The sequence below is a fragment of the Bradyrhizobium sp. P2_E8 genome (genome assembly GCF_056403875.1).
Genome location: NZ_JBFUES010000130.1, coordinates 1 through 11492, shown reverse-complemented (window position 1 = coordinate 11492; position 11492 = coordinate 1). Strand labels below are relative to the sequence as shown.

Here is an 11492-nt window from a genome sequence, read left to right as displayed (position 1 = left end):
GGGTTCGTCTACATCACCGGCCGCGCCTCCGACATGTACATCTCCGGCGGCTCCAACATCTATCCGCGCGAGATCGAGGAGAAGATCCTGACGCATCCTGCGGTCGGCGAGGTCGCCGTGCTCGGCGTGCCCGATGCGACCTGGGGCGAGGTCGGCGTGGCCGTGTGTGTTGCGCGTGAGGGAGCGAAGCCGGTGAGCGAAGCGGAGATGGCGGCGTTCCTCGGTCCGAAGGTACCGCGCTACAAGATGCCAAAACGGTTCTTCTTCTGGGAGGCGCTGCCGAAGTCCGGCTATGGCAAGGTGCCGAAGCGCATGGTCCGCGACGAACTCGAGGCGCGCGGATTGCTCGACCTCGACAAGACGAAAACAGGCTGAGCGAAGGTCATGCGCAGCATCAGGCAGCCGGGCGCAGCGAGCGCAGAACGCATCCAATGGGTGGAGGCGAGGGGACGCGCCTTCACGTTCACGCTTGAGGCAGGCGTGCCGCTGCTGGAGGCCGCGCGCCGCGGCTTTGCGGCGGAAGGTTTTGCGAGCGGCGTGCTGAATTTTGGCCGTGGCACGCTCGGACCGTTCGCCTATGTGATGCCGGCGCTGTCGAAGACCGGCGAGAACGCCGCGTTCTACAGCGAGACGTTCCGGCCCAAGGGCGTGACCCGCACGAAGCTCGGCAGCATGACGCTCGGCATGCGCGACGGCGCGCCGTTCTTTCATTGCCACGGGCTTTGGACCGAGGCGGACGGCAAGCCAAGCGGCGGCCATATGCTGCCGGACGAGACTGTCGTCGCCGAGCCGTTCGAGGTCGAAGCCTTCGGCATTGATGGCGCGATGTTCACCGCCGAGCCTGATCCGGAGACGAACTTCAAGCTGTTCGGGCCGGTGGTGACTGCAAGCGGCGCTGCGCGCACCTCGAGCCGCGCGTTCGCGCTGCGGCTGCGGCCCAATCAGGATTTTGCTTTCTGTCTCGAAGCATTCTGCCGCGAGCAAGGCATTTCGCGCGCGAAAATCCATGGCGGTGTCGGCTCGACCATCGGTGCGCGCTTCGCCCATGGCGGCGTGACCGAGCCGTTTGCGACGGAGCTCGCGATAACGGCGGGAAGCATAGCGCCAGGTGATTCCGGCGCGTTGGAAGCAGCGCTCGAAATCGCCCTGATCGACTACACCGGCGGCATCGCAGAGGGCCGTCTGATCCGTGGCGACAACCCTGTGTTGATGACCATGGAGCTGGTGCTCGAGGCGTTAGGCTAGCATCGGCGAGCGGTCATCAGCGAGACTGTAACTTGGCGATGGCGAGGAAGGTGGAGTCACTTATCCCTGAGCCCGATCCTTGAAAGAGGCTGAGCAAGGGAGACTGAGCCTGACCGGTACTCTCGCTGTTTCTGATGTCGTACATGGCGGAGAACCGGTTCAGCAGCTTCTCAACCTTCGCGGGATCGGACAGATCCTTGATCTTCATGAATCTGTCCACGAACTTGGCCTGCTGATCGATCGGCATCGCAGCCATCGAGTCAGGCAGATCGAAGGTGGTCCTGAACACCTCCGAAAGAGCCCGGTCGGCCAGGATGTCGTATGCCGACGTGATTTCGCCCGCCTTGCGCTGGAAATAGAGCGCCAGGCGCACGCCGGGATTCGTATCTCCCTGTTGTTGCTCCAGGCTTTGCTGGAGATAGTTCGCCTGCGTTTCCCGAAAATGATCGCCCTTCTGAGGACCCAACATCGGAAGGCGCGCGACGTCGCCCTTGCTGTTGAAGTTGAACGTCCCCGCGATTTCGGCAAAGCGAGGATCGCTCTGCGTGTTCGCGAAGCTCTTGGGATTGCTCAGGTCGGAGCTGAAGATCTTCTTGAGGAATTCGGTGCTTACCTTCTTGGGATCCAGACCCTTGGCGACGAGAATGAAATCGATCACCTTCCGGTTTGCGAGCAGGTCGGAAACGCTTCCGATGTCTGCGACGGCTTCCTGATAAGACGTCGCGTCCTTCTGGGCTTGCTCCCGAACTGCCTTCTGCTGCTGGGGGCTTGCGTCCCTCAGCGCTGCAATGACGTAGCTCTTCGCAATATCGAGGACGTCGGACGAGTCCTGGGCCACCAAGGGAGTCGTCAGATTGCCTTCTGCGTCGAAGTTGAAGTCGCGTGCGAGCTTGACGTACCGATCGTCCTTGAGGGTATAGACGAAGCTCTTGGGATCGTTGAGGTCGCTTTCGAGAACAGCCTTGATCGTGGCTTGCGAGGCTGTCGCCGGGTCGAGGCCGACGGCGCCCAGCGCAAAATTGTACACGTCCGGTGTCGACACGAACGCCTGGACTGAGTTGACCTTGAGGACGGCCGCTCTGAAGTGTGTGATAGCCAATGCTTCGTTCAACGGGGTTGCCGCGTCGTAGACGGCGGCCTTGCTGGCGTCGAACTTCTGTTTCGTGATCGTAATGTTTGCAGCAGTTTGTGCGGACACACCTGACGGAAGCGACCCGTCGGACGAAAACTCGAACGCGCCGGCCAGGTCGACGAACCGGCCAATCGTCCCGATCTGGTCGTTGAGGCTGGAGACGTTCTTCGAATACGAGTCCAGATGATACTTTTCGACCAGGATCTGGACGTTCAACTGCGGTACGTCGGCGCCCGGTTGCGACAGTTGGGCCGTGTAGTCGGCGATTTTCTGATTGGTGGCGCTGACATCCGATTGTGCTTGCGCAAGCTGGGCGTTGAGGCCGCTCAACTGAGACGCGAAGGTGGTGTTGACGTAGCTGTTCGGATCGGATGGATCGCTGCGCAGGACCTGGCTGATCGTGTCACGCGGCCACTTGCTTTCATCGAGCCCGAACGCCGAATAGACATAGTTGCGAAGACGGTCGTTGTTCAGGAGTTGGTCCGCACTGCTGATGTTTCCGATTTCGGCGCTGTAGTATGTCGAGTCGCTGGCCAGGGCATCGACCTGGCTGTTCTTGGTTGCCGTGTACAGACCGATCATCTCATCGGTCTGGTTCTCCGATTGCGCAACGGGCTTCGCACCGCCGGTGAAGGAAAAGGCCGCCGCAAACTCCCGGTACCGTTTGTCGACCAGCTTGTTGACGAAGCTGGTGGGGTCGGAGAGGTTGCTCTCCAGCACCTTTTTCATGAAGGCCTTGGCGTAGGCCATGTCTTCGAGGCCATAGGCCTTCGTCGCATAGTGATAAAGGCGATAATCCTTCATCAGATCGTCGACGGTCTTCACCTTGCCGATGTTGGCCTTGTAATAGGCGGCCTCCCGCGCCACGTCCGGTTGCTGTTCGACCCGCGTCAGCGACTGCTTGAGATTGTGCGCAATGTAGTTGTAACTGAAATACGTTGTGACCATCGCGCATTCCTCGCGGCGTTACGGTCCCGGACGTCCGTCAATCATTGCCGGGTCGCGAGGTGGGGGCCGGCCTCATGCCAGCACATCGTCTCAGAGCTGCGTCTTTTGGGCGTTCCTGCTTACAATCTGAGGTTTGAATCATCTCCAAGTGACGCAGATCGAGTTTGTGTCTATTTGTTTCTGCATGTTTCTCAAATGCAGCTTTCGTGAGGATTGTGTTCTTGATATGTTCCGATCAAAGGCTGGGTTGAAATAGGTTGGAAGCTGGGCATGAGCCGAAGAAGCGGTCGAACGATCAACCTGCCGGCACCGTATCTGAAGCGGGTCTGGCTCGATCCGTCGCAAGTTCACGATCGCGAGGCTTATCCGTTTTGCCTGCCGATCTTTCCGGATGATTTCGAGCTCAACTTCGACGCCGCCATCACGGTCATCGTCGGGGAGAATGGCACCGGGAAGTCGACGATCCTCGAGGGGATCGCGGCGCTTGCCGGCTACGACGATGCCGGTGGCGGCAAGGGCTACATGCCGGTCGACCATTCCGACGCGCGCGAGAGGATGGGCGGCCAGCTCTCCAAGGCGTTGCGCGCGAGCTGGCTGCCGAAGATCACCAATGGCTGGTTTTTCCGCGCCGAGAGTTTCTTCTCGGTGGCGCGATATCTCGACAAGGCCGCACGCGATGCCGGCCAGGTCGGTCCCGATTTCCTGTCGCATTCCCATGGCGAAGGTTTTCTGCGTTTCTTCGAAGAGCGCTGCCAGCGCCAGGGCATCTTCATCTTCGACGAGCCGGAATCGGCGCTGTCGCCGGCGCGTCAGATCGAATTCCTGAGGCTGTTGCGACGCATGGACGACTCCGGCATCTGCCAGGTCATCATGGCAACCCATTCGCCGATTCTGATGGCCTATCCCAACGCGCGGCTGCTGCGGCTCGGGAAATACGGGCTGGAGCCGGTGACGGTGGAGGAGACCGACCATTACCGGTTGATGCGGGAGTTTTGCGCCGACCCGCGGGGCTTCGTGGAGGCGACGCTGGCGGAGTAGGTGAGGGGCGCAGCTGACGCTCACACTCGTGTCCCGGACAAGCTGCAACGCGTGAGCGTTGCGGCGCAGAGCCGGGACCCAGAAGCCGTGCCGTTTCCCGCTGCATGGGCCCCGGCTCTGCAGCGCACCGCCGAAGGGGCGCTGCGCTGCGTCCGGGGCACGAGCCCGAGTTCATCTTGCATTGCTACCCACATCATACGCGCGGCTTCGCATTCTCGCGGCATGAACTGCCCGAGCTTTGCTGTCGTCGCCGCCCTCGCAAGTGCCGAGGGCGCAGGGAAGGCCGGGTGCCGGCTGGCACCCGCGGTCCGCTGTGCGCGAAATGCGCTGGAAGCAGATGCACAGCGGCATACAGGTGAAGCCAAACATCCGGCCTTCCCTGCGCAGTGGTTTTACGGCTTATGTCGTGATCTCCCCGGGGAGCGATGCACTATTGCCCCCGTCACCTCGCGGATGGCTGACGCGCCAGCCCGGTTGGGCAGCGCACGTCACCGCAAGACTTGGCACACAGACCCCGGATGCCAGGACCACACGATTTTGCCGTACGCAGGCTGCACCGGTCGTGTGCGCGCAGGCAGTTGCTCACGGCGTGAGCCGCCCTGCAAACCACCTTCGCGCCGACGCCGCCTGCGTCCACCACGTCCCATCCCGCATGTCGTGACGATCGCGATACGCCCCTCGGCCGGGTTGGGATGGTCGAAAAATGCGATAATTCCGAATTCGTGTAAAGCGAATTATTTGATCCGGGCGGATTGACCCCTCCCTTGTGTGTCTTGCCCGTCGGGCAACGCGAGGGGTGGCGTGGATGCGGGTCGCGATCCCCGCCACAGCCGTGCCACGAACCGGTCTCCCCACGGCCCGAAAATGCGTTACGGTGGTCGCAGCGCGCCTCAAGTCGCGCAGATCCAGGAGTGAGGAAACGGTATGAGGATGAGAAGCGGAACTGCGGTCGCCGGGGTGGCGGCGCTGGCGGTGGCGGGGATGGCTCTGACGGCCGCGCTTGAGCCGGTTTGGGCGCACGGGCCGACCCGGCAGAAGGTGCGCGAATCCATCGAGATCAACGCCGCCCCGGCCAAGGTGTGGGCGGTGATCGGCAATTTCCAGGACATGAGCTGGCTTCCGCCCGTCACCAAGACCGAGGGCGACAAGGGCAACGAGATCGGCGCAACGCGGCGGCTGACGCTGACCGGCGGGGCCACGGTCGACGAGGAGCTCTACAAGTTCGACGCGGCCGCGATGACCTATTCCTACCGGATCACCACCGTCGACGTGAAGGTGCTGCCGGTCACCAACTATTCCTCGACGCTGACGGTGACGCCGAGCGCCGACGGCAAGGCCTCGACGCTGGAATGGGCCGGCGCGTTCTATCGCGGCTTTCCCAACAACGATCCGCCGCCGGAGCTGAGCGATGAGGCCGCGGTGAAGGCGGTGAAGGGGCTCTACCAGGCCGGCCTCGGGGCGCTGAAGAAGAAGGTCGAGAGCGGAAGCTGACCGTGCGGGCCCTGGTCCTGGCGGCGCTGGCCGCCAGCCTTGCCTGCTTCGGCTGCGCCTTCGCCGAAGAGGCGTTCGTCACCAACCAGCTCAGCGACGATCTGATGGTCGTGGACCTCGCCACCGCACGTGCGGTGGCAACCATCCCGATCGGCGGCAAGCCGGCGGGCGTTGCCGTCAGCGCCGACGGCCGCTTTGCCTATGTCACGAGCCCGGATGCCAAGGCGGTGACGGTGGTGGACGCAGCAACGCGGCAGGTTGTGGGGCGGATCGAGGTCGGCGGTGGCCCGCTCGGCATTGCGGTGGCGCCCGACGGCAAGACGGTTTATGTCGCCGATTGGTACGCCGCGGCGGTGCGGGCGATCGATGCGGCCTCGCACAGCGTCACGGCCAGCATCGCGGTCGGCGCCTCGCCGTCGGGCCTGGCGGTGACGCCTGACGGCAAGCTGCTGCTCTCGGCGGACCGCGACGACGACAGCGTCTCGGTGGTGGACACGGCGACGCGCGCGCGCAAGGTGACCATCAAGGTCGGCACGCGTCCGTTCGGCGTCACCATCGATGCCGAGGGCAAGCGCGCCTACACCGCCAATGTCGGCTCCAACGACGTCTCCGTGATCGACATCGCCGCCGGGTCCGAGATCGGCCGCGTGCCGGTCGGGATGCGTCCCTATGCGGTGGCGCTGGCGCAGGGGCGCGGCTTCGTCACCGACCAGTATGGCGGCACCGTCAGCGTGTTCGATGTTGCGACACTGAAACCGGTGAAGCGCATCACTGTCGGCGACTACCCCGAAGGCATCAATGTAACCGCCGACGGCAAGCGCATCATCGTCGCCTGCTGGGAGAGCAACACGCTTGTTATCATCGATGCTGCCGAGCTGAAGGTGATCGGCGAAGTCAAGACCGGCGACGGCCCGCGCGCCTTCGGGGCGTTCTTGCGCAGGACGGAGTAGGGACGCGTAGGGTGGGTTAGCCGAAGGCGTAACCCACCGCTTTCTCGCGGTGAGCAAGGCGGTGGGTTACGCCAGCCCGTAGCCCGCATGAGCGAAGCGACATGCGGGACTCGTTTCAGCGCTGACGGTCCCGGATATCGCTGCGCTCATCCGGGCCACGGCACTGAGCCCTATTTCGCTTCGGCAAACGCCTTCAGCTTCAGGAAAAAATCCTTCAGGATCGGGTTGCGATCCACATAGGTCACGTAGCGGATCGGATGGCGGCGGCGATCGACGCTCCACGTCATCTGATCCGTGAGGACGGGAGCGGGGATGATCACGCTCGGTGCCCACACGGGGTTCAGCAGCCAGCCGACCGGCGCCATGTCCCAGATTTCCTTGGCCCAGCCCATGTGGTCGGACGAATATTCCTTGAAGCGCATGGCGAGAAACGCGCCGATGCTGCCGTGGGGTTCGACGTATCGTTCGATTTCCGGCACCGTCGCGTGAAGGCGCGAGGTGACGCCCATGCATGGGACGAGGACGAGCGGCACGCCGCTGTCGAGCAGCACCTGCGCACCGCCGACGTCCTGCTTCAGATTGAACTCGACCGTGTGGGGCCATTCCAGCGCATGGCCGCCGAGCCAGACCACGATGATGCGGTCGATGATATCGGGCGCCTTGAGCAGTGCGGAGGCGACGTTGCTGATGGCGCCGATGGCGACGACGTAGAGCGGATTGTCCGGCGAGCCCGCGCGCGCCCGGGCGATGAGGTCGTCCACGGCGGGCGCCGCCTGCGCCGTCTTGCCGGGGCCGACATAGTCGGTGACGCCGCGGTGAACCAGGCCTTCCGGCGCGACGTTCAGGCGGTCCAGCAGGCGCAGGATTTCCTGATAGCTCAGCTCCATGCCGTGGCCGGGGCTGTCGGCGCGCGCATTGAAGAACGGCGCGGCGTAGATCGCCTCGACGTCGAAGCGGTCCTTCGACAGCAGCATCTGCACCAGCGCGAACTGGTCGTCGATCTCGTTATAGGTGTCGGTGTCGAGCACGACCCGCAACCGGCCGACCGGCGGCTCCAGGAGCTTGAGGCGGCTTGCGTCCGTGAGTGTCATCACCGTCTCCCCGAACAGTTCGTAGGGTGGGTTAGCCTGCGGCTGCGCGAAGCGCAGTCCGCCGGCGTAACCCACCTCTTTTGTCTCTGCGGATACGCACAGTGGTGGATTACGCTTCGCTAATCCACCCTACGTTTCCGCATAATGTCTCGGCAATGTCGCGCATGTGTTCGAACACGTGATCGGGCGCAAGCGCCCGTAGCGCCGCCGGTGCCGCATAGCCCCAGCATACCGCGCCGCAGGCAATCCCCGCGGCGCGCGCCGCGTCGATGTCGCGGACCTCGTCGCCGATCGCGATGACGCTGCTTGGGTCGACGCGGGCGCGGCGGACGACCCGGCGGAATTTCGCGGCCTTGCCGAACAGCGACGCCGAGCAGTCGAAATGCGCAAACAGCGCCGCGGCCTCGCCGAGCTTCTCGCGGGCATTGGCTTCGCTGTCGGAGGTCACCAGCGCGAGCTGCACGCCGTTCTCGGCCAGCGTCCGCAGCATCGCCTCGACACCCGCAAACAGCGAAATCTCGCTGGCTGCCTCCGCCTTCAGCCGCCGCGCATGCCGCGCGATGGCTGGCAGCTTCCACAGCGGGACCTCGAGCCGGGTGAGGATCTCGCGCGACGAGGCGTGCCGCAGCTCCTCGACATCCTCATCCGCGACGCGGCGAAAGCCGAAGCGGTCGGCGACGTCGTTGATGGTGCGCAAGAACCACGGAAAGCTGTCGGCGAGGGTGCCGTCGAGATCGAAAATGGCGAGGGAGTAGGGCATGGGGGAGTGGACGGGTGGACCTGCGCATCCGGTCCGCAGGCGACGCGCCGACAGATGCTATCGGAGATGCTATATTAGCGCCCAGAGGTGACAGATGTCGGAGCTACTGGCAAGAATTACAGTCGATCCGGAGCGGATGCATGGACGCCCCTGCATTCGCGATCTTCGCATCACGGTCGCCAACGTCCTGGGACTGCTATCCGCCGGACAGTCGCGCGACAGCATTATCGAGGACTATCCGTATCTGGAGCAGGCGGATATCGACGCAGTGCTCGCTCCTGCTTTTCGCGAACAGATATTGCGGCTTCTTTGACAGTAGCGGCGGGGCTGCCTACTCCGCCGCCTCGCTCGCCCTCCCGCGCTTCGGCTTCCTTGCCTTCTTCAGCACCGGCTCCAGGAACTTGCCGGTATAGCTCCGCGGCGCCTTCGCGATGTCTTCCGGCGGGCCCCAGGCGACGATTTCGCCGCCGCCGTCGCCGCCTTCGGGGCCGAGGTCGATGACCCAGTCTGCGGTCTTGATGACTTCGAGATTGTGCTCGATCACGACGACCGTGTTGCCCTGCGCGACCAGCTCGTGCAGCACTTCCAGGAGCTTCTTGACGTCGTGGAAGTGCAGGCCGGTGGTGGGCTCGACCAGGATGTAGAGCGTGCGGCCGGTGGCGCGCTTTGACAGCTCCTTGGCGAGCTTGACGCGTTGTGCTTCGCCGCCCGACAGGGTCGTCGCTTGTTGACCCACGTGGATGTAGTCGAGGCCGACGCGGTGCAGGGTCTGGAACGTCTCGCGCACGCGCGGCACCGCCTTGAAGAAGTCGGCGGCTTCCTCGACGGTCATGTCGAGCACGTCGGCGATGCTCTTGCCCTTGAACAGGACTTCGAGCGTCTCGCGGTTGTAGCGCTTGCCCTTGCAGACATCGCAGGTGACGTAGACGTCGGGCAGGAAGTGCATCTCGATCTTGATGACGCCGTCGCCCTGGCACGCCTCGCAGCGGCCGCCCTTGACGTTGAAGGAGAAGCGGCCGGGCTCGTAGCCGCGCGCCTTGGCTTCGGGCAGGCCGGCGAACCATTCGCGGATCGGCGTGAAGGCGCCGGTATAGGTCGCGGGGTTCGAGCGCGGGGTGCGGCCGATCGGCGACTGGTCGATGTCGATGATCTTGTCGATGTGCTCGAGGCCCTCGATGCGGTCGTGCGGCGCGGCGCCTTCGCTGGCATTGTTCAGCTTGCGGGCGATGGCGCGGTAGAGCGTGTCGATCAGGAGCGTCGACTTGCCGCCGCCGGAGACGCCGGTGACGCAGGTGAACAGGCCGAGCGGAATCTCGGCGGTGACGTTCTTGAGGTTATTGCCGCGCGCGTTGACCACCTTGATGGTGCGGCGATGGTTCGGCGGACGCCGCTCCGGCACCTCGACCTCGAGCTCGCCGGTCAGGTATTTCCCGGTCAGCGATTTCGGATTGCGCATGATCTCGGCGGGCGTGCCTTCGGCGACGATGTGGCCGCCATGCATGCCGGCGCCGGGGCCGATGTCGAGCACGTAGTCGGCGAGGCGAATGGCGTCCTCGTCATGCTCGACCACGACCACGGTGTTGCCGAGGTCGCGCAGGCGCTTGAGGGTGTCGAGCAGGCGCGCATTGTCGCGCTGGTGCAGGCCGATCGAAGGCTCGTCCAGCACGTAGAGCACGCCGGTCAGTCCCGAGCCGATCTGCGAGGCCAGGCGGATGCGCTGGCTCTCGCCGCCCGACAGCGTGCCGGAGGAGCGGGAGAGGGTGAGGTAGTTGAGGCCGACGTCGAGCAGGAAAGTGAGGCGCTCGCGGATCTCCTTGAGGATGCGGCCTGCGATCTCGTTCTGCTGCTTGTTCAGTGCCTCCGGCACGGTCTCGAACCATTCGCCGGCCTTCCTGACCGACAGCTCCGAGATCTCGCCGATGTGCTTGGTGCCGACCTTGACGCAGAGTGCCTCGGGCTTGAGCCGAAAGCCGTTGCAGGCGCCGCAGGGCACGTCGTGGAAATACTTCGCCAGCTCCTCGCGCGCCCACTCGCTCTCGGTCTCGCGGTAGCGGCGGTTGATGTTGGTGATGACGCCCTCGAACGGCTTCTTGGTGTCGTAGGAGCGCACCCCGTCCTCGTAGGAGAACTTGATCTCGTCCTCGCCGGAGCCGTAGAGGATCGCGTTCTGCGTCTTTTTCGGCAGATCCTTCCACTTGGCGGTCAGCGTGAACTTGTAGTGCTTGCCGAGCGCCGTCAGCGTCTGCACGTAGTAGGGTGACGACGATTTGGCCCAGGGCGCGATCGCGCCCTTGCCAATGGCGAGCTCCTTGTCGGGGATGACGAGATCCTCGTCGACATGCTGCTCGACGCCGAGGCCGCCGCAGGCAGGACACGCGCCATAGGGATTGTTGAACGAAAACAGGCGCGGCTCGATCTCGGGGATGGTGAAGCCGGACACCGGGCAGGCGAACTTTTCCGAGAACAGCATGCGCTCGGGCCCGCTCTTGTCGTGGATCTTTGCGGTCTTTTTCTTTTCCTCGGCCGGCGCCGCCGCGGGCGCGTCGGCGAATTCGACGACGGCAAGGCCCTCGGCGAGCTTCAGCGCGGTCTCAAAGCTTTCGGCGAGACGCTGGCCGATGTCGGCGCGCACCACGATGCGGTCGACGACGACGTCGATGTCGTGCGGAAACTTCTTGTCCAGCGTCGGCGCTTCCGCGAGCTCGTGGAAGGTGCCGTCGATCTTGACGCGCTGAAAGCCCTTCTTGAGCCATTCGGCGAGCTCCTTGCGGTACTCGCCCTTGCGGCCGCGCACGACGGGGGCGAGCAGATAGAGGCGCGTGCCCTCGGGCAGCGCC

At 64.1% G+C, this 11492-nt stretch carries 10 protein-coding genes; 6 read left to right on the top strand and 4 right to left on the bottom strand.

Annotated features, from left to right (window positions below):
• Both AC1D00_RS10040 and AC1D00_RS10035 read left to right on the top strand, forming a co-directional pair.
• The coding region (locus tag AC1D00_RS10040; protein WP_477010563.1) for an AMP-binding enzyme at nucleotides 1–375 on the top strand (375 nt) is incomplete at its 5' end.
• Between the two features lie 9 nt (nucleotides 376–384).
• Nucleotides 385–1245, top strand: a complete 861-nt coding sequence (locus AC1D00_RS10035; protein WP_477010562.1) for a PCC domain-containing protein — start codon at nucleotides 385–387, stop codon at nucleotides 1243–1245.
• A 16-nt stretch (nucleotides 1246–1261) separates the two neighbouring features.
• Here AC1D00_RS10035 and AC1D00_RS10030 read toward each other — a convergent pair whose 3' ends face one another.
• Nucleotides 1262–3325: a DUF1217 domain-containing protein gene (locus AC1D00_RS10030; protein WP_477010561.1), complete on the bottom strand. Its 2064-nt coding sequence runs from the start codon at nucleotides 3323–3325 to the stop codon at nucleotides 1262–1264.
• A 270-nt stretch (nucleotides 3326–3595) separates the two neighbouring features.
• Between AC1D00_RS10030 and AC1D00_RS10025 the strand changes: the two genes are divergently transcribed.
• From AC1D00_RS10025 to AC1D00_RS10015, 3 genes are all read left to right on the top strand, one after another.
• On the top strand, nucleotides 3596–4363 hold the full coding sequence (locus AC1D00_RS10025; RefSeq protein WP_477010560.1) for an AAA family ATPase: 768 nt from the start codon (nucleotides 3596–3598) through the stop codon (nucleotides 4361–4363).
• 924 nt (nucleotides 4364–5287) lie between these two features.
• Nucleotides 5288–5854 carry an SRPBCC family protein gene (locus tag AC1D00_RS10020; protein ID WP_477010559.1) on the top strand — a complete coding sequence of 189 codons (567 nt, stop codon included), beginning with the start codon at nucleotides 5288–5290 and terminating at the stop codon, nucleotides 5852–5854.
• A 2-nt stretch (nucleotides 5855–5856) separates the two neighbouring features.
• Entirely contained in the window at nucleotides 5857–6804 is a 948-nt protein-coding gene (locus tag AC1D00_RS10015) for a YVTN family beta-propeller repeat protein (protein WP_477010558.1), read from the top strand.
• 170 nt (nucleotides 6805–6974) lie between these two features.
• Here AC1D00_RS10015 and AC1D00_RS10010 read toward each other — a convergent pair whose 3' ends face one another.
• Together AC1D00_RS10010 and AC1D00_RS10005 are read right to left on the bottom strand one after the other, a co-directional pair.
• The gene (locus tag AC1D00_RS10010) at nucleotides 6975–7895 is read right to left on the bottom strand and encodes a nucleoside hydrolase (RefSeq protein ID WP_477010557.1); all 921 of its coding nucleotides are present in this window, start codon (nucleotides 7893–7895) and stop codon (nucleotides 6975–6977) included.
• Between the two features lie 109 nt (nucleotides 7896–8004).
• Nucleotides 8005–8655 carry an HAD-IA family hydrolase gene (locus AC1D00_RS10005; RefSeq protein ID WP_477010556.1) on the bottom strand — a complete coding sequence of 217 codons (651 nt, stop codon included), beginning with the start codon at nucleotides 8653–8655 and terminating at the stop codon, nucleotides 8005–8007.
• A 94-nt stretch (nucleotides 8656–8749) separates the two neighbouring features.
• On the opposite strand from AC1D00_RS10005, the gene AC1D00_RS10000 reads away from it, so the two are divergent.
• Nucleotides 8750–8968 (top strand): DUF433 domain-containing protein, encoded by a 219-nt coding sequence (locus tag AC1D00_RS10000; protein ID WP_477010555.1) that lies wholly within the window; start codon nucleotides 8750–8752, stop codon nucleotides 8966–8968.
• Nucleotides 8969–8986: 18 nt separating this feature from the next.
• Here the strand turns inward: AC1D00_RS10000 and uvrA are convergent.
• Nucleotides 8987–11492 (bottom strand): excinuclease ABC subunit UvrA (gene uvrA, locus AC1D00_RS09995; protein ID WP_477010554.1); only part of this gene is annotated, 2506 nt, incomplete at its 5' end.